Below are 25,265 nucleotides of genomic sequence, written 5' to 3'. Positions count from 1 at the left end.
TCCTTAATTGGAATATAAATACATCGCTCTTGGCGTATTGGAATCTTGAACGATTTGTAATAAGTTAACTAACTCTTCATCTTTTCCAACTAAACTTTGAACAGACATTCCTAAAAATTGTTCAAGCCCAACTGAATTATTATATGTTACAACTTGTGCATTGGAAAGGTCGAAATCTTCCTTCATCATAGCAATGGTATCCTCTAATGTTCCAAGCTCATCCACTAGACCATTTTCTTGTGCCTGTCTACCTGTATATACGCGACCATCCCCTAGCTCACGCACCTGGTTTTCAGACATGCCTCTTCCATCGACAATAACTTGAACAAAATCCGCATACATATCATCAATCATCGCTTGAAGTAGCTCTCGTTCTTCATCTGTCATTTCACGGAAAGTGGACATAATGTCTTTGTACTCTCCACTTTTAATTGTATTAAATTCAATCCCTAGCTTATCCGTTAAACCTGAAAGATCATAACCTTGCATGATAACACCAATAGAACCTGTTAAAGTTGCAGGGTGTGCCACAATTTTATCTGCAGGAGCTGAAATATAATATCCACCTGATGCTGCAGTATTCCCCATTGACACATAGATAGGCTTTTCATTTTCCTCTTGTATTTGAACAATCTTATCGTGAATTTCTGCACTTTCTACTACACCTCCACCAGGTGTATTTACTCGTAAAATAATCCCATCTACATTCGGGTCACTACCTGCTTCCTCGATCATTTCTAAAAACTTTTTATGATTATATGAAGTTGTATTTAATAGCGTACTCGGAGTTGTATCTTGAATAACACCATCAAGGTTTAGTACGACAATTTTTCCGTTTGTTCCATCTTCTATTACTTCTTCCTGAAACTTGCTTTCCGGGAAAGCAAACAACTGCTCAAAATTCGTACTTGCAATACTCGTTACAAGCTGAAATCCTGTTGAAAGGATAAATAATACAACAGCCACAAGTAGTGCAAACCAACGTTTCTTGTTCATGAAAAACCCTCCTGTTTTACCATAATTATGTATAGTAAAAGGATACACTATTTGAATTGGGATATCTAATTTTTGCACAATAAACAATGTAAAAATAATATAAAGCAAAAAGGAAGATAGGTCACGAGAACCATATCTTCCTTTCTAATCCCACTAAAAATATAATGTTGTTGGCTTCTTTTTCTGTGTCCGTTTCACTTTCGGCGGATAATAACCTCTCTCGAAAATTCTGCCCTTTGTTATATGACACTGATTCAAAAAGGTCTCAATCGAATCTGCTTGAAAATCTTCAATCGCTCTTTGCAACACCTTTGCAGCAACACGCGCATCCTCTAAAGCATTATGATGATTTAAAGGAAATCCGTGATAAGAAGCCAACGTATTTAATCGATGATTTTCCATATGTGGCCAAACACGCTTGGCAATATTAGCTGTACATAGATAGTCCAATTCAGGATATGTAATTTTATCTCTATCTAACGATTGACGGATAACACTCATATCGAAACTCGCATTATGTGCAACGACTAGATTTCCTGATAAATAGGTTTTAAGCTCTGGCCATATTTCAGAAAAGGTCATTGCATCTAAGACATCGTCCTCTACAATACCATGAACCCTTATATTAAATGGGTTGAAGTATGTTTCAGGATTGATCAAACTATAATACTCATCCACTATTTCCTTCTCGTTCGCAACCACAATTCCAACTGCACAAGGACTATGACGTTTTTCATTTGCTGTCTCAAAATCTATCGAAACAAAATTCATTATATGACATTCCTTTATTTATATCGTTATAACCATCATAACATGACAAGCATATTCCTGTAAGAAAAAATGCTGTAGAAATTGACCTACAGCATCACTCATAACTTATAGGAGTCCTACCATTTTCAAACCATAATAGATTCCATCTTCATCAACTGGTTTTGTGACATATTTAGCTACTTCCTTCACTTCATCTACACCATTTCCCATAGCAACACTATTCGTAACCTTCGTAAGCATTTCAACATCATTTAATCCATCACCAAAAGCATAAATATTCTCTTTAGGGAGTTGTAACTTTTCCATAATTTTTTCAATTCCGTTCGCTTTCGAGCCACCCTTTGGCAGTATATCTGTACTAAGCGGATGCCAACGAACGAAATCAAACTCCGGAAACGCTTCTATATACTCCTCTTCTTCCTCCTCCACACAGAATAAAAGAGACTGAAATACAGCATTGTTTTTATAATAATGAGGATTATAAGTCGGTAGCCCAATTTTTAACGTACTAATACTCTCCATAATATGTGGATGCTCTGGGACATTCGCATTCATTCCTTTTGGATCCATATAGAGGACTGGATGTCCATTTACAGTTGCCTGGTCTGTCAGTTTTTTCAATGAGGGCTTTTGCAATGCGTTCATATATACTTCTTTTCCTTCTAATACGACATACTGCCCGTTATAACTAATATAAGTATTAATTCCTAACTCTTCACGCACTTTCTTAAACATAAATGGTCCTCGTCCTGTGGCAATAGCAACAATATGACCTTTTCTCTGTAGCTCTTGAACTGCTTTTCTAGTAGAAGAAGGTATCTTCTTATCGTGATCAAATAAAGTCCCATCAATATCAAAAAAAATAATACTTTGGTCGGTCATGGTTGAATGTCTCCTTTAATTACGATTTAGTCTATTTTCATTCTAACCATTGAAAGGCTTTACAAGTCAAACAGTTAATCGAACAAAATTCACCAAGACCATTATCTTTCGTTACCTCTTTTAAAGTTTCCTGTCACTTTAGCCATAACTAATTGCTCTTCTTTTATATTATTCACAGCATTTATTTTACTTAGAAACTTTGTTGCCTCTTTTCCTTTCAATATCTTCACCTGTTTTCCAAAATAGGTGATAAAGACCGTATTATCCTTTGAAATTCGATAACTAAATGGCTCTTCTTCTAGACGATCTCTCTTATCAATCTTTGACATTGTGACCTCCTATAAAATATCACACAGTATTTCTACTGTGTGATTGTTATTTAGATAAATTCTATTAAACTTAATCCCATTTTTTCATCTGATCAATCACATTCTTTTTAAACTTAGATAGGAATGTCTCATTTCCTTCAGAAGACTTTTGCTTTTGCCATTCATTGTAACTAGCTATCGTAATTAGAATAGACCCAGCTATTAATAAATAACCCCACCATGGTAAATTGCCCCAATACGGTCTAGTTTGCATCAATACATTGAAAAGAAGTACCCCTGCTCCTACAAAGAAAAATGACTTCATTTGATAGATCATTCCTGCTACAAGTGATGCCAATGATAGCACCCCAACAATTAAAGCATCATAAATCGTGTTACTAGCTAGACCATCTTGAACTAATAGAAGGGCTACTATGACTAATACTGCCCATTGAATATAATTTGTAACTTCTTTCTTTTCCTTCATTACGTATTTCCGAAGAACTATAACGACTACTATCCAAGGTAATACATAAATCTCTCTCTCAATTAAACTCGGTAACTCTAAATGACCTAGCAAAGCATAATAAGGTTGGAATGCAATAACAAATGCTATAAATATTATCCATGTAGAAGAAATTTCCCACACACGTTTCCTATTTAGGAATAACCCAATGATAACTAATATCCCCGGAAGAACTTTGAAAGCTAAGTTATCGGTATTGATACTATATTGGTATAAGTTTAGGAACGTTATAAATGCTAAGATCGTATACCAATCTAGCTTAAGATATTTTCCTTCTAGCTGATAAACAGTTTGATAGATAATACTTCCTGATATTAGTAGTGCCACTCCAAATGAAGCTAGAATATAAGGTTCATAAACAAGTAAATTATCATTATTACTGAAGTTCATGAAGCCTGCGTACATCAGTAATAGCGGAATAACGGAAAGGATATCCCATTGCATACGGTGTAAAACGAAAAGTACCATCGCCACATACAAAATGGTTGCTATAAACAAGATTGTGTCATATGGATAACTCATCAAGAAACCTAAAATACCAATACTAGAATATGGCACAAAATAATAGAAAATACGTTTTTTCCAAACTTCTTTCCCAATCAGCCAGAACACCAACAACAACACACTAATGATAAAGTAAGTATAGACGTATTCGATATTCCATTCGAATTTAGCAAATGCTAATGGTAAAGAAATCCAAAAAGTCGTAATGCCCGAATAGAAAAATGTTTTAATTTGCCATTCCTTATTTACTGATCTAACAGTAATTCCATAAATAATCGTTGTTAGTAAAAAAGACCACCAAGCATCCGTCTCATTAAACAGAACCGAAACGATTAATGCGAATGGCAAGTAGATTTGCCCAACCCAGTAAAAAGCACTCTGGTAAAGGCGCCCTCTCTTCCCAATAAGTATTCCGACACCAAGTAATAATACTGCTCCTAATACAAATTGAACCCATTCAAACACATCTGGAACAGTAGCTACATTATCATGAACTACATTTAGAATGTTTAAATAGAATAATAAAGAGAAGCTAGATAGGAAGAATGGGATTGCTACCCAACCGCTTCTTCTGTATAAGAGATATGACATCCCGATACCACCTAGTGTAATGAAAGCTCTTATTGGGGACTCTAAACTGAAACTATCAAGAATAACTACTCCATAAAGTAATTGAGCAAAGTAGAAACTACTATTCGAGAATACCGGCCGATTTATCGCCTTCCAAACGTAGCTAACAACTAAAACTGTTATACTACCAAACACTAAGCCTATTGCTAGGAAAACATCCTCAAACAACATTGAATCTTGTTGGGCTATATAGATGTAAAAGACAGTAACAGCAAAACTTAGAGCTATTCCATGTATCCACGGGGCAACCTGAGCAAAATTACCCCTTCTCTCATATTTGTACATGATAAGTGCTAATAGGGATGTTAATAATAACATAATACTCAATTCAAGGTTCATAAACGATACTAGGCAACCTAATATGCATACCATCATTACTAGACTACTTACATCCCGCGTACTACTCTTTAAAGGCTTCCAAAGTGATGCGTTTACGAAACAACCACCTAAAATATACAGAAGATAAGCCAATATAAATCCAGGTAAAATAATGGATTCATAACTAAGCCACTCCTGCCCTAATAATGTTAATTGATACAATGCACTTACTAGGAATATTGGGCTTAAATAGTTGAAAAGCTTATTCTTAACAAGTGATGCGAGAAAAGCAAAATTAAGGGAAATTATGACATAAGCAATTAATAAAACAATCGATCCTTCCCCCATTCTTAAAATAAGCCCTTCAAAACTAATATACAAAAAAGCTAAAGAAGAAACGATTGCACTAGTTATTTGAAAAACTTTTTGTAACGCACCCGCTTCATTAAGAAACTTCGGTAAAGCTAAGAAAAGTACCCCAAGTAATGCAAAAGCTACCTCACTAACACTTTGCAAAATTGAATTTTCTACTAGCTGATACACACCGTATATTAACATAGCAGTAAAAACAAAATGATAGGACTGTTTCTTGGAAACAAAAATCATAGAAAAGTAAATTACTGCTGTTAAAAGTAGGTTAAAGCTATACATCAATTCATGATCATAGAATAGTAGCATCAGTAAGGTTGATAAAATAAGATTTGCTTGAATAAAGGGAACGAATTCCTTTATAAATAGCTGTAATTTTGAATTCCCTTGCAACATACGATACCCAACAATTAAAAGTCCATTGTAAAGCATGATTGCTAGATAGAAGCCATCAACCGGTAGATATACTGAAGCAATTAAAAGTCCAACAAACATACTGCATGCAACGTAAGAGAACCAAACAAAAAGTCTAGATGACAGTTTCCTAGCAAATACTGCATAGATAGGTAAAACTAATAATGTTCCAATAGCACCATATAGAAATTTACCCTCTCCCGAAAAGGAAAAATAACTACCAAATAGTTCATAGTATCCTGCTGAAACAACGATAATAGGTAAAAATAAACTCCCCAATACCAAGAATGCAAAAGCAGTCTTCTTAATTTGAAGCACACTATTCGTCAACCATGCTAAACCGTAAAACAGGATTGCTACTGTTGAAATTAACCCTGTCTTTGCCCAAGAACCGAGGGTATCCCACGTACTGGTCGCAAGAACTAATCCCCCTAAAAGTAATAATATTACCCCGAGATTTAGTCCCCAAGTAATATTTCTATCTCTAATTTGCTGATCTGTAAACGTCTTCTTAGGGTTTGGAATTGGCTTTGCCTGATTATTATTTTCCTTAGGTTGTGGTGATTGAACCTTAGGTGTAACGGTTACCTTTGGTTCAATTGTTGGCTGTTCAACTTCTGCCATTTCTTGCTTAATCTGATTTACTGTTGGTTTATTTATATAATACTTTGTATGTGCATTTACAATTTTTGCAGCGACACTCATATTAATATATCTTGCCTTTACTAACTGATGAAGTTCTTCCCGAACAATCTCTCTTTTTTCATCTGGGCTAAGCTGTGTCATGTAACTCCCACCTTTAGTCATTCGATATAATCATCATACCAATAAGTACGATCTGATTCATTATAATTTTTAAATTTATAGAAAATTTCATCTTGACATATACGAAAGACCGGTGTAAAGTGAATTTTAACAATTAAATTACCAATTCTTATCCAGAGAGGTGGAGGGACTGGCCCTTTGAAGCCTCGGCAGCGGACTCATCGTGAGTACTGTGCCAATTCCAGTAGCTATAAGCTAGAAGATAAGAAGAGATCCTAACCTAAATTTGTTTAGCCTCTTCTTATTTATGAGAAGAGGTTTTTTAATTGTTAAATAAACTTTTTTTGAGGTGAGGAATATGACAAACGAAATTTTGAAAAGCTCAAACGAAGTATTAAAGGCTATTGAATTATTAAAAGAAAAAGAATGGGTGGATCTAACACATACTTTTGGGCCTGACTCGCCACACTTCTCTTCATTTGAATCAGCTGATTTTAAAACATTATTCACACATGATGACGGATTTTTTGCACAAAGTTTCACCTTCCCGGGACAGTATGGTACCCATTTAGATGCACCAATTCACTTTGTTCGAAACAAACGTTACTTAGAAGATTTGGACTTAAAAGAATTAGTTTTACCCCTAGTAGTTATTGATAAGTCAAAGGAAGCTTCGGAAAATAATGATTTTACAATTACTCCCGAGGATATTTTAGCTTTTGAAGAAGAATATGGCCGAATTGAAGCTGGTAGTTTTGTTGCACTAAGAACAGATTGGAGTAAGCGCTGGCCAGACCATGAGTTATTTAACAATAAGGACTCAGAAGGAAATGCTCATGCACCAGGTTGGGGACTAGACGCCCTAAAGTTCCTTTTTGAAGAACGTAAAATTAAAGCAGTTGGTCACGAAACGTTTGATACAGATTCCGCAATAGACTATCGAAACAATGGTGCATTACTTGGAGAATATTATGTACTAGAACAAGATACTTACCAGGTTGAACTACTAACCAATTTAGATAAAGTGCCTGCAAAAGGTGCAGTGATCTTTAATATGGTTCCAAAAGCAGAAAAAGCGTCTGGATTTCCAGTACGATCATTTGCATTATTGCCTTAAACTATTCACATTCCGATGATTACAGACTTGAAAGACTAGTATCGGAAAGCTGATTTAGTCTACTTAAAAAATTTCTAAAGAAAGAAGGAACTAAAATGAGTAAAAATTCGTTTCAAGCACCATTTCGTGCAGATCATGTAGGTAGCTTATTAAGACCAGAAAATCTATTAAAAGCACGTGAGGATTATAAGAAAGGCAACATTACAAAAGAGGAACTAAGAGATGTTGAAAATAAAGAATTACAACGAATCGTTGATAAACAAATTGAAGTAGGTCTTGAGCTTGTAACAGATGGTGAGTTCCGACGCTCTTTTTGGCATATTGATTTCCTTGAAAATCTAGATGGTTTAGAAGGTTATGTACCGGAAAGAGGGATTCCCTTCCAAGGTATTGAGACTGAGCCTTATGACGTCCGAAATATCGGGAAAATATCCTTTAATTCTGACCATCCATTCCTAGAAGACTTTAAATTGTTTAATGAAATCGTAGCAGGTCGTGCTGTTGCAAAACAAACCATTCCTAGCCCGAACCAACTATTTCATCGTGGAATCCGAAATACAGCAATTTATCCTACGGTTGAAGAATATGCAGAAGACGTTATTCAAACTTATCGCGATGCTTTAAAGGCTTTCTACGAGGCTGGTGTTAGATACCTGCAATTAGACGACGTATACATAGCTGGACTGAATGCTGATAATTTAATAGCTTATGAGCCAGCGCTTTCCCGACAGGAATTAATTGATTTATCACTTTATGTAGTAAATAGTGTATTAGAAGGTAAGCCTGATGACTTATATGTCACGACACATCTATGTCGCGGAAACTATGAATCTAGATGGGCGTTTGAAGGCAGCTATGCACAAATAGCACCAACGTTATTTGCAAAAGAAAAAGTAAATGGGTTTTTCTTAGAGTATGATGATGATCGCTCTGGTGATTTCAAACCATTAGATTATATTCCTGATGGAGGAGCACGTGTCGTTTTAGGACTTGTAACTTCTAAATTTGGAGAGTTAGAGGATAAAGAAGAAATAAAGCGCCGTATTGAAGAGGCAAGTAACTATGTGCCACTCGAACAGCTTGCACTAAGCCCACAATGTGGATTTTCATCCACTCATCATGGCAATAAACTTAGCGAGGATCAACAGTGGGCGAAATTAAAATTTATCGTGGATATTACGAAGGAAGTTTGGGGATAAACGGATAAGGGATCAACCCTTATCCTTTTCTTTTCATAAATTCTAGTACTTGTTCTCTAGTCGGCATTCCTTTTTGTGCTCCTATTTCCGTAACCGATAATCCTGCAGCAGCATTGGCAAATCTAATTGCCTCTTCCCTCGTTGCTCCAAGCCCTACTTGAACTGCCAGTGCTCCATTAAATGTATCTCCTGCCCCTGTTGTATCTTTCACCGTAACTTCATAAGCGGGTACTAATTTTTCATTCTCTTCTTCAAAATAAACAGTACCTGTGGAACCTTTAGTGATAATGAGCTTTCCCCTAATTTCATCAAAAGATATATGTTTAGCCATTTCCTCTGCTTCCCCTTCATTTGGTGTCAGAAAGGTTGCACTTTCGTATACTTCTTCCGGAAGCGCATGATATGGCGCTGGGTTAATTATAACTGGAACATGGTATTCATTCGCTAATCTTGTTACTAGTTGAATCGTTACTAAAGGGATTTCCAGCTGCAATATAACAACATCACTATTTTGTATGATGGACTCATGCTTTGCTATTAAGTCAGGTGTTACATAGGAATTCGCCCCTGGGGCAACGATAATTCGATTATCCTGTTCTGATAAAATAATCGTCGCCGTCCCAGTAGCTATCTCCTCTTTTACCTCGACACCTGTAGTATCAATTCCTTCTGCCCTTATATTCGCAAGTAACGCATTTCCAAACCTATCGTCTCCTACTGCTCCTATAAGATGTACCAAAGCACCTAATCTTTGTGCAGCAACTGCTTGATTTGCCCCTTTGCCACCTGGATACGTAGCGAATTCTTTCCCTAATACCGTCTCTCCTTTATCAGGCATTCGGTCTGTCGTTACCGTTAAATCCATATTAATGCTCCCGACTACTGTTATATGTATCTTTTTCTGCATCATAATCCCCCTATGTTTATAAGTAATGGTAGAAAAATTTAAAAAACTATAAAATAATTATTAGAACTTTGGTAAAATGTAAGAAAAGATTACCTTATTTACTAATTTCAGGAGGAACCTCCCCATGTTGTGGTTTTGGATTATTTTTATCATCATATTATTAATTGTACTTGAAGAAGGATTATATTACCTTTCCAATTGGCTTGCATTTGATAAAGAACCAAAAGAACAATTACATGATAACGTAGAAGAGAAGTCTGCCGCAAGACAACGTCGACTGTTTAGAAGAAAGCATTAGGATAATCCTGATGTTTTTTTGTATTAAGAAAGGAGTTCAATTATGTTAAAGGATTATCAATTACTACGTATCCCAGGGCCAACACCAATCCCACCAAGTGTACAACTCGCTATGACAAAACCAATAATTGGCCACCGTGACCAAGAAACAAAAGATTTATTAAAGCGAATTAAGCCTAGTTTAAAAAAAATCTTTGGAACAAAAGAAGAAGTTGTTATTCTAGCAGGTTCAGGTACAGCAGGAATGGAAGCAGCAGTTGTAAATACCGTTAGCCCAGGTGATGAAGTACTTGTTGTTGTAACAGGTTCTTTCGGGGATCGTTTTGCAAAGATTTGTGAAGCATATAATCTACATGTGCACAAATTAGAGTACGATTGGGGAAAGGCGTTAAATCCTGAGGAGATTAAAACATACTTAACAAAGCACCCAATGATAAAAGCTGTATTTGCAACACATTGTGAAACCTCAACAAGTGTCTTAAACCCGATTCATAAACTCTCTGCTTCTATTAAGGAAGTTTCCGATGCCTTAATTATTGTTGATGGGGTATCTAGTGTAGGCGGAGTAGAAATGAAAATGGACGAATGGCAAATCGACGTCTGTATAACTGGCTCTCAAAAGGCGCTTATGTTACCACCTGGACTGGCATTCGTCGCTACTAGCCAAAGAGCTTGGACCATCATCGAAAAGAATAATCAATCATCACACTTCTACTTGGATTTAAGAAAATATCAAAATAACATCCAACAAGACTCCACACCCTTTACACCCGCACTTTCCTTACTATTCGGCCTAGAACAATCACTACAATTAATGGAAGAAGAAGGTCTTCATAACATTATTAAACGACATAAAACGATGAAAAACATGACAAGGAATGCTTTCAAAGCACTAGGAATACCATTATTAACAAATGATAAAGACGCCTCTCCTACTGTAACAGCAGTAAAACCCACTGACTTTGATCCAGACAGGTTAAGAAAAATATTAAAAGAAAAATTTGGTCTTGTATTAGCAGGAGGACAAAATCATTTAAAGCGTAAAATCTTTCGGTTCGGTCATATGGGCTACTGTACGCCAGCAGACGTCTTACAGACAATTAGTTGTATCGAATTAGGATTAGCTAACATTGGCAAACTTTATAGTTTAGGCATAGGAGTTAATGCTGCTCAAGTCACATACCTTCAGGAGGAATTTCATGAAATATAATCTATTGATTGCTGACCCATTAAGTGAAGATGGAATTCAACCACTGAAAGATGCTTCCGAAATAAATATTGTCATGAATAAAGACTGGAGTACAGAAAAACTACTTGAAAACATCGGAAATTTCGATGCATTGATCGTAAGAAGTCAAACACAGGTTACAAGAGAGCTACTAGAACGAGCAACAAATTTACGGATTATCGGACGTGCCGGCGTTGGCGTCGATAACATTGATATCGGCGCTGCAACGGAACGTGGTATTATAGTCGTCAATGCGCCAAATGGAAATACGAATTCCGCTGCAGAGCACACGATGGCGATGCTAATGGCACTGTCTCGAAAGATTCCCCAAGCATATCTAGCATTAAAAAATCACCAATGGAACCGCAAAAAATATATCGGGGTGGAGCTTAAAGATAAGACTCTGGGTATCATAGGATTAGGACGTATTGGGGCAGAAGTTGCTTACCGTGCAAGAGGGCAACGCATGAATGTTATTGCCTTTGACCCGTTCCTAACAAAGGAAAAGGCTGAAAAAATGGGCATTGGATATGGCACGTTGGACGATGTTTTACAATCTAGTGATTTTATAACCGTTCACACGCCCTTATTAAAAGAAACAAAGCATTTATTAAATAAGCAAGCCTTTCAGAAAGTAAAACAAGGCGTACAAATCATAAACTGTGCCCGTGGTGGTATAATCGACGAAGATGCTTTATATGAGGCTATTTTGTCTAAAAAAGTAGCGGGGGCTGCACTTGATGTTTTTGAAGAAGAGCCTTTTCTTAACCATAAACTACTGGAACTTCCAGAAGTTATTGCCACACCACATCTTGGAGCAAGCACAGTAGAAGCTCAAGAAAATGTAGCAATTGATGTAAGCGAAGATATATTACGATACTTTCAAGGAGGGACAGTACGAAATCCTGTTAACATGCCATCCCTTGATAGTGAATTACTGCTAAAGGTAGAGCCATATTTTCACGTTTCTGAAAAACTTGGAGAATTTCTCATTTATTTAACGGATGAAGTAGTTGAAGAAATATCGATAACATACAGTGGAGACCTTATTAGACATGAACTTTCACCATTAAGTAGAAGAGTAATGAAAGGGATATTGAAGCGACATCTCGGTACACATGTTAATGAAGTAAATGCCCTCTACTTAGCTGAAAAAAGAGGTATTCACATTCACGAAAACAAAACCAATACGAAAAAGGGTTTTTCTAATCTAATAAAAGTAGAAATGAAAACGAAAACGCACATTCGTAGTGTTGCGGGAACAGTGCTTACTGGACTTGGTCCACGAATTGTCAGAGTTGATCACTACCGGGTAGATTTCACACCTGAGGGTCATATTATAGTCATTCACCATACAGATCAGCCTGGTGTAATCGGAAAAATGGGTAGCTTATTAGCTAAACACGAAGTAAACATCGCTACAATGCAGGTAGACCGATCCAACATTGGTGGTGATGCCATCATGATGCTTACAGTTGATAAGCATGTCAACGATGAGGTATTACAAGAACTCCTATCACTTAACGAGATTCATAGTGTTAGAGCAATAGATTTATAAAGCCTTTGCTCTATTCCAAGGTTTAAGAAAAAGCAATGTACAGAAAAAATCTAGCTTTCTAAAAGACTGCTAGATTTTTTCTTTATTTAACGAGTGAAACAAGCTCCTTTAGCTCCTTAATTTCATAGGTTGGTAGAATCTCGGTCGCTTCCACCCCCTCTCTATTAATCCAAACATTCTTCATACCAATTCGATTAGCACCTAAAATATCCGTATTCAAATTATCTCCAACCATCATTGCATCCTCTATCTGTAACCCAATATTTTCAAGTACATGATTAAAAATGGAAGAATCCGGTTTACCGATTCCAAATTCACCAGAAATAAATATTTTATCAAAATAGGATTGTAGCTTTGGTGTTAATGCTAGCTTCGTTTTTTGCAGAGATGGTGCACCATTGGTAAGCATGAATAATGGATAGTTTCCTATTAATTCGTCTAGCACCTCATACGTATCGTCGAAGACCTGGTTGAATTTTTTGCGATTAGCTGAAAAAGAATTAGCCAAAGTTAACGCGAAGTTCTCATCTTCTATTCCCATCGATAGTAATCCTTTTTTCCAAACCGCTAGTTGATACAACGGTACAATATGATGTAATCTTTGAAACTCTTCTCCACTATCATCAAAAGTCCCCCATAGACCTTCGAAGGCATTAATGCCTATTTTTTTGATGAAGTCGTAAGTTGGGTAAGTAGCATATAGTTCCCTAGCATACTCGCGAACTATTTTCTCCAATAATTCTGGATCAATGTCACACTTCTCATTTGCTAATTGACAAGTAGCTTTAAAGGCTTCATTTATACTTCTTTTATCATTCAATAATGTATCATCTAAATCGAATATAATCGCTTTAACCATAGGACTAACCTCACTTTTCCGAGTAGAAACACATACCCTTTTGGTTAATGCTCCTCTCTCTACTCCCTACTAGTAAAAACAAACGCCAAGGCAATTGGTCACCTCGGCGTTACTTCCTAATAAATTTCATAATTCTGCCCAGTCTGAGCTCCCTCTACACTCTTACGATAAGCTAGAGCAACTCGACTTGCTGGTACGGGGTTAAAACCAACAAAAAATTTCTCCAGTCTCTTGAATGATTCTTCTACAATTGTTGGACTAACACTGTTAATTCGTATCCCTCTCGGCATTTCAATGGAGGCAGCTTTTACAAAAGCTTTTACCCCACCATTTGCCATTGCAGCTGATGCACCCATTCGAATCGGGTCATCCATCATAACACCTGTCGTTAAGGTAAAACTTCCACCATCATTTACATAATCCAAACCTAGTAAAACTAAGTTAATTTGCCCTTTTAATTTACTCTGTATCCCTCGTTCGTTTAACTCAGGAGTTAGCTCTGATACAGAAGCAAAATTAGCGCCACCTGCAGCATTTACAACCGCATCAACTTTTCCAATTTTTTCATACATTGCTTTAATACTATCGACAGAGGTATTATCCACCGAAACATCTAATCCATTTCGTCCAGCACGGATTATGTCATGATGTTCTAATGCTTTACAAATCTCACTGCCAATTGTTCCACTGGCACCAACTACTAATATCCTCATCTGCATATCCCCTTTTTGGACATTAATATCCCTATATTTAATTACTATGATGGACAGTTTGTAAACTATTCCACTGCATTTTCAACAATGGAAAATCTAGCTTGGTCACAGTCAATTTCTGCCAGCCTGCCATAAGGTAATATGAACTTTGGTTCAGTGTGCCCGAAGTTGAGATTATATACCACTGGTAAATCCTCTCGGTCAAACTCCTTCAACACCGTCAGAATCGCTTCCTTATATTCTACATAATATTCCTCATCCATTGGCTTACCAAAAACAATACCATTCAATCTTTCTAAAATACCTTGAGCACCATAGTTTCGAAGCCAATATCGCAGAAGGTTGGGATGTGGTTTTTCTTCTGAGGTTTCTAGGAAAAGTATACTATTATCAAATGTATCTAAATCTGGCCAAATTACTGTACCTTTAGCAAATTCAAGCACTTCCATGCACCCACCAATTAATGGCCCTTGTACTACCCCTTTTCCTTGCACAACTTCATAACTAGAATTCGGATTCATCTTACGCTTTGTATCTTTATTTGCTTCCTCCCAAGGAAGAAATTCACTGGTCCATTCAGAAGCAGGTAAAATTTCACCAATTGGTTGACTAGAAAACAGTGTACGTTTCACCATCTCAATTGTATATGGATGCATGCTTATATTTTCAGCAAAGTCTGTCAGAATGGCAGGTCCATAAAAAGAAGAAATTCCAGCTTTATGGCACATCAAATGGTTAATCGTGGTATCAGAATATCCAATGAAGATTTTTGGGTTATTGCGAATTACATCAAAATCAATATATGGTAATAATCGAATACTATCATCGCCACCAATATTTGAAAAGATCGCTTTTATGGATTTATCCTGAAAGGCAGCCATTAAATCTTCCGCTCTTGCCTCAGGGTTCTCATAAATATACTCTGTACCTTTTAAACTGTTTGGCATTGGAATTACTTCCAGCCCAAATATATCCTTTAGCCTTTGAATCCCTTGATCATAGCGCCATCTTAGCCCTTTATCTCCTGCGCCACCCCAAGATAAGCTTACAGTTGCAATTTTATCGCCTTTTTGTAATTTCTGAGGTTTGATTAACATTGCTACACTCCTTTCTACTATGTTATTCGACATGTCATATCAAACCTCCTTTTAAATACATGACCCTATTAAAATTTTTGTGGAAAAGTTTATAATGCGATTGAATTCTTTCATTAATTTCCATCCCACCGGTAGATCATTTGAACAACTCCAGAAGAGAAGGTTCTCGTATTAACCATTCTTAAATTTAGCCTCTGATTAATATCAACAAATAACGGTTTACCCTCTCCCAAAACTACGGGATGAATGGATAATCTGAATTCATCAATAAGACCTAGCTTAATAAAAGTTTTTATGAGAGTTGAACCACCATATAACCAGATATCTTTACCAGGCTTTTTCTTCAAATTATTAACCTCTTCAAGAATGTTATCATTGATAAATATTGCTTGATTATCAGTCTTATTTTGAGTTCTAGAAAACACATATTTCGTTTTACTATGAACCAATTCCCAAATCTCCTTTTCTTCATCAGAGTCCTCATTCTTAGGAATATACTGTCCCCATAAATCGTAACTTTTTCTACCGTAAAAAATAGTATCAATTTGATTCAAAAAATTAGTGAACTCCATTTCAGGGTCCATAATACACCAATCGACTTCCCCGTTTTTCCCTTCGATAAAACCATCTAAAGTAACTGCCAAATCTAAGATAATCCGTTTCTGTTTCATGTCATTTAACATAACTCACCATCCCTTTATCGTTCTGATTTTCTTCACCACAACACGAATATTTGTTCTAATTAAATTATATCAAAAGAAAGAACAGGTAACAAAAACTAAATTAAATAAAAAAACCCAGTGAGAGCTACTCTCCACTGGGTTACTTGCAATTATTATTTTCCTCTTGCACTAGCACCTTGTTCATACTTTATAAAGAAAGTCAGTACTAAACCTATAGCAGCTGTTATTCCAGCAACAGCGAACGACATATTTACACCGTGAATGATTCCGTTTATACCTTCTTCCGGTATGGCACTGCTCGTCATAATGGTTACTAGTAATGCAGTACCAATCGCACCAGCCATTTGACGTAATGTATTATTCATCGCTGTGCCATGCGGAAGCATTTCACTAGATAACACATTTAATCCAGCAGTAGTAACTGGCATCATGACCATCGCAATCCCAAGCATTCGAAATGCCTGCACAGTTGCGATATAAGTAAATGTTGATTCAGAAGTTAAAATGGTTAACAAGAATGTTGCTGCTGTAAGAATAATGAGACCAATAAGTGATAACCATTTAGCACCAAACTTGTCAAACAATCGACCAGTAATCGGGTTCATGAGTCCCATTATCAATGCACCAGGCAAAATGGCTAATCCTGATAGCATTGGGGAGAAGCCAAGCATATCCTGCATCAATAAAGGAAGAATTACTGCCCCACCAATCATAGCTAAAAATACCGTCATGCCAAGTACCGTTGTTAATGTAAAAATCTTTTCTTTAAATATCCGAAACTCTAATATCGGTGTTTCTAGTTTCAACTGTCTTAAAATAAACCAAGTTAAGATGACACCACCAAAAATGACGGATAAAAATACTTCTGCACTAGCCCATCCTTTTGAGCCTGCCGCACTAAATCCATATAACAAACCACCAAATCCTAATGTGGATAGCATTATCGATAAGATATCGACTTTAGGATTCGTTTGTTTCGTAACATTTACTAATACGAAGTAGGCTAAAATAATATCAATAATTACGATTGGCAGTACAACATAGAATAAACTTCTCCAAGGATAATGCTCAATTAAATATCCAGATAAAGTTGGTCCAATTGCCGGAGCAAAGGAAATTATTAATCCAAATAGCCCCATGGCAGATCCCCTTTTTTCCACAGGGAAAATTAAAAACATAATCGTCTGCATAAGCGGCATCATAACGCCTGCACCCGCAGCCTGTAGAACCCTACCAATTAATAACGTAAAGAATTCCGGAGCAATAGCACATACAAATGTACCTAAAGCAAATGAACCCATCGCATAAAGGAATAGCGTTCTTGTTGAAAACCGAGCAATTAAAAATGCTGTTATCGGAATCATAATTCCATTAACTAATAAAAAGATAGATTGTAACCATTGCACGGTATTATCATCAATATTTAAATCCCCTTTTATTACTGGCAATGCAGTAACTAATAGGGTTTGGTTTAAAATAGCAACAAAAGCCCCTGTTAATAAAACAGCTAAAAGCGGGACCTTCCGAATATTCTCCACTGATTGCACTTCATGATGATGCACCATATTCTAGCCTTCTTTCTCTAATGTCTCTTAGTTATTGATACCACAAGACATGAATTTTATGTCAGTGAAGTTTAAATGATATATTTACCATAAACTGCTAACGCTCAGGTGGTGATAATTATAACAAAAAATACTTCAAAATACGAAATAATATTATTTAGACTACTTTTTTCTTATAATAATGTAAAAAAGGAGACGTATTTAGCTTATGTGTTTGATTCTTTTCCAATTACAAAAACATCCTAAATATAAGCTTATCTTAGCAGCTAACCGTGATGAAGCGTATAATCGCCCTACGAAACATGCGCTTTTTTGGGAAGACAACCCAGAGGTATTAGCAGGGAGAGATTTATTACAAATGGGAACCTGGCTTGGGATAACAAGTAGTGGAAGAATTGCTGCGCTTACGAATTATCGGAATCCAGGACATATGAAGTCAAGTAAAAAATCACGGGGGCATATTGTGTCGGATTATTTAGCGGGCAATGAGAATTCAGGAGTATACTTGAAACAATTAAGTAAGAAAAAACATGATTTTGTTGGCTATAATGTCATAGTTGGGGATAGTGATCACCTTATGTATTATAATAATATAGAAGATACTATCACCTCTATCAAGCCCGGCACTCACGGTCTTAGCAATCACTTCCTTAACACACCATGGCCAAAAGTGGAAGCAGGCAAGAGCCGCTTACAATATTATTTAAATCAGACAGACGTTATTGATCCGAATGAATTATTTCAGATTCTTTCAGATAGAGAAGAAGCCAATAAATCATCACTACCAAATACTGGAGTCGGGTTACATCTTGAAAAGAAATTGTCCCCTATGTTTATTAAAATGCCTGACTATGGAACGCGTTCTTCCACAGTCTTAACCATTGACTATGAAAATTTTGTTTCTTTTTCCGAAAGAACATTTGAAAGTGGGGAACTTATTAATGAAGTAAATTACCAATTTCAAATAAAATGAAGTCCAAACAAGCCTCTTTGACTTGTTTGAACTTCACGTTTACTGCACACCCATTATATCCCATGCCGTGATAATCCCAAGTAGCTTTTCATTCTTTTCTCCATTATTTGTAATTAGTAAGGCATCTAACCGATTTCCTTTCCCAATATTCTCTTTAAATAACTCAACTGCCTCATAAATAGATGCAGTTTTATTAATAAACTCATGATTATTCTCCTTTTGATAAGGCAAAATTTCATGTAGAAGTATTTCCTTGGTAGAAGCTTCTTTATTTTCGGAAAGCCATTTTGTAATACCATTTTCTGTAACTAATCCTTTAAAATTCTCCCCATCATAGACTGGAAACTTAGAATACCCCTTCTCCTCAACAGCATCCAATAAACTAGAAAGAGAATCGTTTATTTCAAAAGAATGTACTTGTTTTTCAAACTGTGGAATGACTAGTTTTGGTTTGGTAATCTCTTGTTCGATTCTTTCAATTTGTTCTACTATCGAATCATGTGGTTCTGCAATAACTTGAACTATATCAATTCGATTATGTACAATGGCATTTCTTAGCTCGGCGAACTCTAATAAATCATCTTTATATCTCCGAATAACCGGATTGTACTTCGTCAATATACGTACAGCCTTAGAAAAGCCTATTCCCTTGTTGCTTTCAAGCTCACTATCTAATGCTTTATCAATTCTGTTAAAAGCTGTTATAAATCGATCTGAGTTTCTTTCCATTATTAAATCTCCTTAAAGAACATACACGTTGATGTTTATGATATTTTAGTACCATTTTCGACTACTTCATCTGGGGCAAGTAATACGACATCTTCTTCAGTTGGCACACCACCTAGAACTAATACCTCTGACTTAAATCCTGCAATTCTTCTTGGTGGAAAATTAACCACTGCTGCAACTTGTCGTCCAATAAGTTTTTCCGGATTATAACGCTTCGTAATTTGTGCGGAAGATTGCTTAATTCCTAGCTCTCCAAAATCAATTTCAAGCTTAATTGCAGGTTTTCTTGCCTCAGGAAAATCCTCTGCCTTCAATATCGTACCAATTCGTAAATCTAGCTTCATAAAATCTTCAATCGTTGCCATTTTTATAAACCCCCATAAAAAATAATAGCCCCCAATGTAAATACATATACATGGCGGCTCTTCTTAGTTGCAGTATCATCTATTATTACTATTTTACAAGCTCTTATACTTTTGTGAAAGTAATTTATACTTTTAAGGGAAATCTAAGTGTGTATTCTTTATTTTATAATTAAAATATAATATCCTAGTAAATGTGTAGGTTTAATTTCAAGGGGGATTTAACATGACATTGAAAAAAGCATTAACCCTAGCAGGTTCAGATACTAGTGGTGGAGCTGGAATTCAAGCAGACCTTAAAACGTTCCAAGAACATGGTGTGTATGGAATGAATGCTTTAACATCTATCGTTACAATGGAACCTAATGGATGGAATCACAATGTAACAACGCTTGATGTTAGTGTTGTAGAAAAACAATTAGAAACAGTACTTTCTGTCGGCATCGATGCAATGAAGTCTGGCATGCTTGGTACAGTTGATGTAATAGAACTTGGTGCGAAGAAAATTAGAGAACACCAAATTGAAAAATATGTTCTTGACCCGGTAATGGTATGTAAGGGGGAAGATGAGCTTCTTCTGCCTGAAAATACTGATGCAATGCGTGAAGTACTACTGCCAGTATCCTTAGTTACAACACCAAACCTTTTTGAAGCATGGCAATTAGCTCAAACCTCTGGTCCAATTAAAACAATTGATGACATGAAGGAAGCGGCTACTAAAATTCATGAATTAGGTGCAAAAAATGTTGTGATTAAAGGTGGACGTGCCATCCAGCATGAAAATGCAGTGGATTTATTCTTTGACGGAAAAGATTTCACTCTACTTGAAAGTGAAAAGATTGATACTACTTATAACCATGGAGCAGGTTGTACATTTGCTGCTGCGATTACTGCAAATTTAGCAAATGGACTGTCCGTAAAAGACGCTGTAACCAATGCGAAGAAATTCGTTTCAGCTGCAATCAAACACGGCTGGAAATTAAATGAATACGTTGGTCCAGTAATGCATGGTGCTTATAATAAATTTGAAGCTAATAAATAATGGATTGAAGCGGTAGGCCTGTCTCAGAAAAAAACTGAGATAAACCTAAATCAAAAAGCATCTCGTATCACTTTAAGTGTGTAATACGGGATGCTTTTTATATTCTTTATTCATATACGAAGAATTCTCTAACTATTACGCTTCTTTTTCTACCATGACTGAAACAGATTGTTTCGATGGCAACATATTAAACACGATGTTTAATACAATAGCGGTAATACTTCCTGCCACGATTCCATTACTAGTTATAATTTGCACACTAGATGGTAATTGAGCAAATAATTCCGGTACAACTGTAACACCAAGTCCCATTCCAACCGAACAAGCAACAACCATTGAGTTTCCAGTTGATTTGGAGATTTCTTTACTTAGCATTTTAATTCCTTGTGATATCACCATACCGAACATAGCAATACTTGCACCGCCTAATACTGATGTTGGAATAATGGTGGTAAATGCGGCTATTTTAGGCACTAAGCCTAATGCGATTAATATTGCTCCCGCAACCACAATAACCCTCCTCGTCTTAACTCCAGTAATTTGAACAAGACCAACATTTTGTGAAAACGTCGTATATTGTAATGCATTAAATAAACCACCAAAAAATATAGCTAAACCTTCCGCACGATATCCCTTAGATAAATCTTTCTCCGTTAATTTCTTATCTGTAATATCACTTAAAGCAAAGTATACTCCAGTTGATTCCACTAGTGAAATCAAAGCAACTAGTGTAAGTGTTAAGATCGGTGCCCATTCAAATGTCGGCGCACCAAAATAAAATAGCTCGGGTAAATGGAAAAAGGACGCATCGTTAACCGCATTAAAGTCTACTTTACCCGTAAATGCCGCAATAATTGTACCACCTATTAATCCAATTAAAATAGAAATAGATCGAATAAAGCCTTTAGTAAAACGGTACATTAAAATAATAAAAAGGAGTGTTCCAAAACCTAACGTAATATTTGAAATTGAGCCAAAGTCTGCTGCATCTTGTCCTCCACCAAGATTGTTAATAGCAACAGGGATTAGTGTTATCCCAATAATGGTCACTACTGTTCCGGTAACGATTGGGGGAAATATTCGTACAAGCTTTCCAAAAATCCCACTTACTAGTACAACGATAATACCAGAAGCGATAATCGCACCATACATTGCGTTAATACCATACTCCCCACCAATCGCAATCATCGGTCCAACTGCTGTAAATGTACAACCAAGAACAACAGGCAAGCCAATGCCAAAAAAACGATTGGAAACGACCTGCAATAACGTTGCAACACCACACATTAAGATATCAATTGCAACTAAATAGGTTAGTTGTTCTGGGGTTAAACCAAGTGATCCACCAACAATAAGTGGAACTAATATTGCTCCTGCATACATCGCTAAAACATGCTGGATCCCAAGTGCAGCTGTCTTCATCTTTTATTCCTCCCTGAAGGTAATTTGCTTATTTTCTAATGAATTGATAATCGCTAATGATTCAACACGAATCCCATTGCCACGTAGTTCGTCTCCACCAGGCTGAAATCCTTTTTCAATAACACTACCTACTCCCGCCAATTTACATCCTGCTTGTTTAACAATATCTACAAGTCCACGAGCGGCTTGTCCATTAGCAAGGAAATCATCAATCACTAATACCACATCTTCATCTAGTAAATAGTCCTTGGATACCGAAATGTCATTCGTTACTCCTTTCGTAAACGAATGAACCTTCGCGATTAATAAATTATCAACTAATGTTAACGACTTGCTTTTTCGAGCAAAAACTACTGGAACATTTAATTTCAATCCGGTCATCACAGCAGGAGCTATCCCTGAAGACTCAATGGTAAGGATCTTCGTTATCGGTTCCCCTTGAAATCTTCTAGCAAATTCTATTCCTATTTGTTCCATTAATGCTGGATCAATTTGATGGTTTAAAAAAGCATCGACCTTCAAAACATTAGGTGATAATGCTTTTCCTTTTTCGATAATAGCTTGCCTTAGTAGATTCATAGAATCCTCCCTTTTGTTTAAAGCTTTCATTTCCTTTTCTATCAAAAAAGCCCGAAAACATCACTATAAAAAGTAATGTTTTCGAGCTAAAGGGTTGTCGAAAAAATAGAATAATATTCACTCAGGTAGAGAGTGCATATCAACCATTCCGTTACTTTTCATAGTCAGCTCATTTACGGTAAGCTGGTAGAAACTTGCAGGCCATATCCCTGCGATTATATGAAAATAATATTAAATTTGTTTTTTTAGTATACTGGCATATTCCAACAAAATCAATACCAAATACGAATATAAAAAGATTCAGACTTTTAAAATGTTCGGATTTAAGATTATAAAAACTACTTTATGACAGTGTAATCAATTGATTCGTTAATTTTTTCAGCTTATCTGGATTCCGAACAAAGAATATATTTTTTAATAGATTATCCTCTAGTTCAAACATCGCTACAAGAAAAATTTCCTGATGATTATACATAACTAAACCATCTTCTCCATTAAGTGATACCTTTCCAAACCGAACACCCTCTCCAAATAACGGTAATCGTTTTAATAAACCTGTCAAGAAGCGAAATACCAATTCTGGAGTATGAATTGGATAGATAGCTGCCGGAACCTTCCCTCCCCCATCGGAATATAGCGTGATCTCTTCTGATAAAAGCGGCATCAGTACTTCTAAGCTACCATGCTCCATAGCAGATATTAAATTACCCATCCAATCCTTATCGACTTGATATTGGGTAGAGTCCTTTTGCTTAGCCCCAAGCTTTTCCTTTGCTCTACTGAAGATTTTGCGACAATTTACTTCACTCTTATCTACAAATCCAGAAATCGTCTTATAATCGAAAGAATATGCCTCTTTTAAAATGAAGATAGATCGTTCTACAGGTGATAACTTTTCCATTAAAACTAAAATTGCATATGATAGTAAATCATTTTGAATAATGACATCACTAATATCGTCTGTTGTTGTTAGAATTGGCTCCGGTAACCATGTTCCTACATACTGCTCTCTTTGATTTCTTGCTGATTTCAATAAATCTAAACACCGATTGGTAATCATTTTACAAAGATACGCTTTCGGATTCTCTAGATCATCATTTTCAATATGATGTAGTTTTACAAAAACGTCCTGCACTACATCCTCTGCTTCCGAACTACTCCCTAACATTTGATACGCTAATGTGAAAAGTAATGGTTTATAATTATCATACAAATCACCTATCTCCATCATCCGTCCACCCCAGTTTTCTCATTTTCTTTTATTTTACCAGACTAGCCATATCCCAAGTCATCTTTCTTATCCAATAACCTAATTTTCCTGACAGAAATAGGTTAAACGTTGGTAAAGCAACCCATACTAATCCTTGTGTTTCACCTAGACCGATGCAATATGTTGTCATTGGTTTCTTATGAACTGGAACTTTTTGTTTGTTTAAATCTGCTTGGATTATTTTTCCTAATCGTTTACCTTGTATCGTCGCTTCCTTACAATTTGCCTTATCTTCCATTTTATTCTTTGGATCTATAATTCTAGCGCAATCTCCAATACTGTACATGCCAACTCTACCTATAACACGATAAGAACTGTCCACCTTCAATCTACCGTTTTCGGTTAGTGGTAACTCCCAATTTGAGAGAATGGGATTAGGAACCAATCCTGTCGTCCATATACATAGACCAGTTGGGATACTTTTGTTGCTTTTAAGTTCTAGTTTTCCGTTGGCTTCATAAGTAGCTCTTTCATTGTGTAGGACTTCCACTCCCAATTCTTTTAATCTGCTTTCTAGCTTTCTACTTAATTTTTCAGGACCATCCATAAACAATCGTTCTTTAGAGTTTATTAGTAATACACGGACTTCTTGACTTAGTCCGTTAGACTGAGCTGCTAGTCTTATTTGCTCTGCTAGTAATGCTGATGTTTCAATACCACTTATACCTGCACCGACAACTGTAACCGTTAATAGTCGTTTCCGCTCCTCTTTGTCATCTGTATGTTTGGCCAGTTGAATATTTTCCTTCCATCGTTGGTGAATACGTTCAGCATTATTCAAACTAGAAAGCTCGATTCCTCCTCTATCCATACTCTGGAAAGTACTGCCTACTGTTATAATTACAGCATCATAATTGATTAGTATTTCTTCCTCTGAGCTCCTCCGTACTGATATTGATTTATCAAAATGATTAATAGCGGTAACAAAACCTTGAATAATCTCTACACCGTTTGGAAATATCCGCTTAAATGGAATTTTTATATTTGTTTTTTTGGCAGCAGGTTTAAATAATAAAACCTTTTTAATATGATCCGGATTGGGATCAATTAATATAACCCGATGTGATTGATTCTTTTTTTGAACTTTTTTCTGAATAGCTTTTACTGTATGAATCCCCGCATATCCCCCACCAATTACTACATATGTCATTTTACGCATCGATAATCACTCTCCATTCGTTT

Annotated in this window: 24 protein-coding genes and 2 riboswitches; of the genes, 7 read left to right on the top strand and 17 right to left on the bottom strand. The window is 36.2% G+C overall.

Going from position 1 to position 25,265, the window contains the following annotated elements:
- Positions 1 to 3: 3 nt before the first annotated feature.
- From sppA to AB1K81_RS01300, 5 genes are all read right to left on the bottom strand, one after another.
- On the bottom strand, positions 4 to 996 hold the full coding sequence (gene sppA / locus AB1K81_RS01320; protein WP_412974849.1) for a signal peptide peptidase SppA: 993 nt from the start codon (positions 994 to 996) through the stop codon (positions 4 to 6).
- Between the two features lie 153 nt (positions 997 to 1,149).
- On the bottom strand, positions 1,150 to 1,767 hold the full coding sequence (locus AB1K81_RS01315; RefSeq protein ID WP_412974848.1) for a 3'-5' exonuclease: 618 nt from the start codon (positions 1,765 to 1,767) through the stop codon (positions 1,150 to 1,152).
- A gap of 105 nt (positions 1,768 to 1,872) precedes the next feature.
- Positions 1,873 to 2,649, bottom strand: coding sequence for a Cof-type HAD-IIB family hydrolase (locus tag AB1K81_RS01310; protein ID WP_412974847.1), 777 nt, complete (start codon positions 2,647 to 2,649; stop codon positions 1,873 to 1,875).
- Between the two features lie 101 nt (positions 2,650 to 2,750).
- Positions 2,751 to 2,978, bottom strand: a complete 228-nt coding sequence (locus AB1K81_RS01305) for a hypothetical protein (RefSeq protein WP_412974846.1) — start codon at positions 2,976 to 2,978, stop codon at positions 2,751 to 2,753.
- Positions 2,979 to 3,048: 70 nt separating this feature from the next.
- A complete protein-coding gene (locus AB1K81_RS01300) occupies positions 3,049 to 6,504 on the bottom strand; it encodes a hypothetical protein (RefSeq protein ID WP_412974845.1) in 3,456 nt (1,151 codons plus the stop codon).
- A gap of 145 nt (positions 6,505 to 6,649) precedes the next feature.
- Positions 6,650 to 6,752, top strand: a riboswitch (SAM riboswitch).
- Between the two features lie 89 nt (positions 6,753 to 6,841).
- On the opposite strand from AB1K81_RS01300, the gene AB1K81_RS01295 reads away from it, so the two are divergent.
- Both AB1K81_RS01295 and AB1K81_RS01290 read left to right on the top strand, forming a co-directional pair.
- Complete coding sequence (locus AB1K81_RS01295; protein ID WP_412974844.1) at positions 6,842 to 7,600, top strand: cyclase family protein; 759 nt, start codon at positions 6,842 to 6,844, stop codon at positions 7,598 to 7,600.
- 95 nt (positions 7,601 to 7,695) lie between these two features.
- On the top strand, positions 7,696 to 8,799 hold the full coding sequence (locus tag AB1K81_RS01290; protein ID WP_412974843.1) for a 5-methyltetrahydropteroyltriglutamate--homocysteine S-methyltransferase: 1,104 nt from the start codon (positions 7,696 to 7,698) through the stop codon (positions 8,797 to 8,799).
- A gap of 19 nt (positions 8,800 to 8,818) precedes the next feature.
- Here the strand turns inward: AB1K81_RS01290 and rbsK are convergent, their stop codons facing one another.
- Entirely contained in the window at positions 8,819 to 9,706 is an 888-nt protein-coding gene (gene rbsK / locus AB1K81_RS01285) for a ribokinase (protein ID WP_412974842.1), read from the bottom strand.
- A gap of 124 nt (positions 9,707 to 9,830) precedes the next feature.
- Between rbsK and AB1K81_RS01280 the strand changes: the two genes are divergently transcribed.
- The 3 genes from AB1K81_RS01280 to serA are packed head-to-tail and all read left to right on the top strand — an operon-like array spanning position 9,831 to position 12,789.
- On the top strand, positions 9,831 to 10,004 hold the full coding sequence (locus tag AB1K81_RS01280) for a hypothetical protein (RefSeq protein ID WP_412974841.1): 174 nt from the start codon (positions 9,831 to 9,833) through the stop codon (positions 10,002 to 10,004).
- A gap of 42 nt (positions 10,005 to 10,046) precedes the next feature.
- On the top strand, positions 10,047 to 11,213 hold the full coding sequence (locus AB1K81_RS01275; protein ID WP_412974840.1) for a pyridoxal-phosphate-dependent aminotransferase family protein: 1,167 nt from the start codon (positions 10,047 to 10,049) through the stop codon (positions 11,211 to 11,213).
- Positions 11,203 to 12,789 (top strand): phosphoglycerate dehydrogenase, encoded by a 1,587-nt coding sequence (gene serA, locus AB1K81_RS01270; protein ID WP_412974839.1) that lies wholly within the window; start codon positions 11,203 to 11,205, stop codon positions 12,787 to 12,789. The genes AB1K81_RS01275 and serA overlap by 11 nt, the downstream gene beginning before the upstream one ends.
- An 82-nt stretch (positions 12,790 to 12,871) precedes the next feature.
- On the opposite strand, the gene AB1K81_RS01265 is transcribed toward serA, so the two are convergent.
- The 5 genes from AB1K81_RS01265 to AB1K81_RS01245 form a co-directional block, all read right to left on the bottom strand.
- Positions 12,872 to 13,648, bottom strand: coding sequence for an HAD family hydrolase (locus AB1K81_RS01265; RefSeq protein ID WP_412974838.1), 777 nt, complete (start codon positions 13,646 to 13,648; stop codon positions 12,872 to 12,874).
- 116 nt (positions 13,649 to 13,764) lie between these two features.
- Positions 13,765 to 14,361: a short chain dehydrogenase gene (locus AB1K81_RS01260; RefSeq protein ID WP_412974837.1), complete on the bottom strand. Its 597-nt coding sequence runs from the start codon at positions 14,359 to 14,361 to the stop codon at positions 13,765 to 13,767.
- A 65-nt stretch (positions 14,362 to 14,426) separates the two neighbouring features.
- A complete protein-coding gene (locus tag AB1K81_RS01255; protein WP_412976095.1) occupies positions 14,427 to 15,458 on the bottom strand; it encodes a S66 family peptidase in 1,032 nt (343 codons plus the stop codon).
- Between the two features lie 113 nt (positions 15,459 to 15,571).
- Positions 15,572 to 16,141: a dihydrofolate reductase family protein gene (locus AB1K81_RS01250; protein WP_412974836.1), complete on the bottom strand. Its 570-nt coding sequence runs from the start codon at positions 16,139 to 16,141 to the stop codon at positions 15,572 to 15,574.
- Between the two features lie 152 nt (positions 16,142 to 16,293).
- Positions 16,294 to 17,706 (bottom strand): DHA2 family efflux MFS transporter permease subunit, encoded by a 1,413-nt coding sequence (locus AB1K81_RS01245; protein ID WP_412974835.1) that lies wholly within the window; start codon positions 17,704 to 17,706, stop codon positions 16,294 to 16,296.
- Between the two features lie 208 nt (positions 17,707 to 17,914).
- On the opposite strand from AB1K81_RS01245, the gene AB1K81_RS01240 reads away from it, so the two are divergent.
- A complete protein-coding gene (locus AB1K81_RS01240) occupies positions 17,915 to 18,679 on the top strand; it encodes an NRDE family protein (protein ID WP_412974834.1) in 765 nt (254 codons plus the stop codon).
- A 39-nt stretch (positions 18,680 to 18,718) separates the two neighbouring features.
- Here AB1K81_RS01240 and AB1K81_RS01235 read toward each other — a convergent pair whose 3' ends face one another.
- Together AB1K81_RS01235 and csaA are read right to left on the bottom strand one after the other, a co-directional pair.
- The gene (locus tag AB1K81_RS01235) at positions 18,719 to 19,408 is read right to left on the bottom strand and encodes a CBS domain-containing protein (protein WP_412974833.1); all 690 of its coding nucleotides are present in this window, start codon (positions 19,406 to 19,408) and stop codon (positions 18,719 to 18,721) included.
- 35 nt (positions 19,409 to 19,443) lie between these two features.
- Entirely contained in the window at positions 19,444 to 19,773 is a 330-nt protein-coding gene (csaA, locus tag AB1K81_RS01230; RefSeq protein WP_412974832.1) for a chaperone CsaA, read from the bottom strand.
- Between the two features lie 223 nt (positions 19,774 to 19,996).
- Between csaA and pdxK the strand changes: the two genes are divergently transcribed.
- Entirely contained in the window at positions 19,997 to 20,812 is an 816-nt protein-coding gene (gene pdxK, locus AB1K81_RS01225; protein ID WP_412974831.1) for a pyridoxine/pyridoxal/pyridoxamine kinase, read from the top strand.
- A gap of 135 nt (positions 20,813 to 20,947) precedes the next feature.
- Here pdxK and AB1K81_RS01220 read toward each other — a convergent pair whose 3' ends face one another.
- From AB1K81_RS01220 to AB1K81_RS01205, 4 genes are all read right to left on the bottom strand, one after another.
- Entirely contained in the window at positions 20,948 to 22,234 is a 1,287-nt protein-coding gene (locus tag AB1K81_RS01220; protein WP_412974830.1) for a nucleobase:cation symporter-2 family protein, read from the bottom strand.
- 3 nt (positions 22,235 to 22,237) lie between these two features.
- Positions 22,238 to 22,813: a xanthine phosphoribosyltransferase gene (locus AB1K81_RS01215; protein WP_412974829.1), complete on the bottom strand. Its 576-nt coding sequence runs from the start codon at positions 22,811 to 22,813 to the stop codon at positions 22,238 to 22,240.
- A 141-nt stretch (positions 22,814 to 22,954) separates the two neighbouring features.
- A riboswitch (purine riboswitch) is annotated at positions 22,955 to 23,056 on the bottom strand.
- Positions 23,057 to 23,156: 100 nt separating this feature from the next.
- Positions 23,157 to 24,041 (bottom strand): RNA polymerase sigma factor SigJ, encoded by an 885-nt coding sequence (gene sigJ / locus AB1K81_RS01210; RefSeq protein WP_412974828.1) that lies wholly within the window; start codon positions 24,039 to 24,041, stop codon positions 23,157 to 23,159.
- Between the two features lie 31 nt (positions 24,042 to 24,072).
- The gene (locus AB1K81_RS01205; RefSeq protein WP_412974827.1) at positions 24,073 to 25,242 is read right to left on the bottom strand and encodes an NAD(P)/FAD-dependent oxidoreductase; all 1,170 of its coding nucleotides are present in this window, start codon (positions 25,240 to 25,242) and stop codon (positions 24,073 to 24,075) included.
- Positions 25,243 to 25,265 lie beyond the last annotated feature (23 nt).

The sequence above is a fragment of the Ornithinibacillus jepli genome (genome assembly GCF_047228935.1).
GTDB lineage: Bacteria > Bacillota > Bacilli > Bacillales > Amphibacillaceae > Ornithinibacillus.
This window is presented reverse-complemented; position numbering and strand designations above follow the sequence as displayed.

What these genes read in the sequence shown, in the direction of transcription:
- AB1K81_RS01275 (WP_412974840.1), top strand. Translation starts at nt 10,047, where the DNA reads ATGTTAAAGGATTATCAATTACTACGTATCCCAGGGCCAACACCAATC.
- sppA (WP_412974849.1), bottom strand. Translation starts at nt 996, where the DNA reads ATGAACAAGAAACGTTGGTTTGCACTACTTGTGGCTGTTGTATTATTT.
- csaA (WP_412974832.1), bottom strand. Translation starts at nt 19,773, where the DNA reads ATGGCAACGATTGAAGATTTTATGAAGCTAGATTTACGAATTGGTACG.
- rbsK (WP_412974842.1), bottom strand. Translation starts at nt 9,706, where the DNA reads ATGCAGAAAAAGATACATATAACAGTAGTCGGGAGCATTAATATGGAT.
- AB1K81_RS01295 (WP_412974844.1), top strand. Translation starts at nt 6,842, where the DNA reads ATGACAAACGAAATTTTGAAAAGCTCAAACGAAGTATTAAAGGCTATT.
- AB1K81_RS01250 (WP_412974836.1), bottom strand. Translation starts at nt 16,141, where the DNA reads ATGTTAAATGACATGAAACAGAAACGGATTATCTTAGATTTGGCAGTT.
- AB1K81_RS01235 (WP_412974833.1), bottom strand. Translation starts at nt 19,408, where the DNA reads ATGGAAAGAAACTCAGATCGATTTATAACAGCTTTTAACAGAATTGAT.
- AB1K81_RS01240 (WP_412974834.1), top strand. Translation starts at nt 17,915, where the DNA reads ATGTGTTTGATTCTTTTCCAATTACAAAAACATCCTAAATATAAGCTT.
- AB1K81_RS01255 (WP_412976095.1), bottom strand. Translation starts at nt 15,458, where the DNA reads ATGTTAATCAAACCTCAGAAATTACAAAAAGGCGATAAAATTGCAACT.
- AB1K81_RS01310 (WP_412974847.1), bottom strand. Translation starts at nt 2,649, where the DNA reads ATGACCGACCAAAGTATTATTTTTTTTGATATTGATGGGACTTTATTT.
- AB1K81_RS01300 (WP_412974845.1), bottom strand. Translation starts at nt 6,504, where the DNA reads ATGACACAGCTTAGCCCAGATGAAAAAAGAGAGATTGTTCGGGAAGAA.
- AB1K81_RS01265 (WP_412974838.1), bottom strand. Translation starts at nt 13,648, where the DNA reads ATGGTTAAAGCGATTATATTCGATTTAGATGATACATTATTGAATGAT.
- AB1K81_RS01245 (WP_412974835.1), bottom strand. Translation starts at nt 17,706, where the DNA reads ATGGTGCATCATCATGAAGTGCAATCAGTGGAGAATATTCGGAAGGTC.
- AB1K81_RS01280 (WP_412974841.1), top strand. Translation starts at nt 9,831, where the DNA reads ATGTTGTGGTTTTGGATTATTTTTATCATCATATTATTAATTGTACTT.
- AB1K81_RS01220 (WP_412974830.1), bottom strand. Translation starts at nt 22,234, where the DNA reads ATGAAGACAGCTGCACTTGGGATCCAGCATGTTTTAGCGATGTATGCA.
- AB1K81_RS01215 (WP_412974829.1), bottom strand. Translation starts at nt 22,813, where the DNA reads ATGAATCTACTAAGGCAAGCTATTATCGAAAAAGGAAAAGCATTATCA.
- AB1K81_RS01305 (WP_412974846.1), bottom strand. Translation starts at nt 2,978, where the DNA reads ATGTCAAAGATTGATAAGAGAGATCGTCTAGAAGAAGAGCCATTTAGT.
- serA (WP_412974839.1), top strand. Translation starts at nt 11,203, where the DNA reads ATGAAATATAATCTATTGATTGCTGACCCATTAAGTGAAGATGGAATT.
- AB1K81_RS01205 (WP_412974827.1), bottom strand. Translation starts at nt 25,242, where the DNA reads ATGCGTAAAATGACATATGTAGTAATTGGTGGGGGATATGCGGGGATT.
- AB1K81_RS01290 (WP_412974843.1), top strand. Translation starts at nt 7,696, where the DNA reads ATGAGTAAAAATTCGTTTCAAGCACCATTTCGTGCAGATCATGTAGGT.
- AB1K81_RS01260 (WP_412974837.1), bottom strand. Translation starts at nt 14,361, where the DNA reads ATGAGGATATTAGTAGTTGGTGCCAGTGGAACAATTGGCAGTGAGATT.
- sigJ (WP_412974828.1), bottom strand. Translation starts at nt 24,041, where the DNA reads ATGGAGATAGGTGATTTGTATGATAATTATAAACCATTACTTTTCACA.
- AB1K81_RS01315 (WP_412974848.1), bottom strand. Translation starts at nt 1,767, where the DNA reads ATGAATTTTGTTTCGATAGATTTTGAGACAGCAAATGAAAAACGTCAT.
- pdxK (WP_412974831.1), top strand. Translation starts at nt 19,997, where the DNA reads ATGACATTGAAAAAAGCATTAACCCTAGCAGGTTCAGATACTAGTGGT.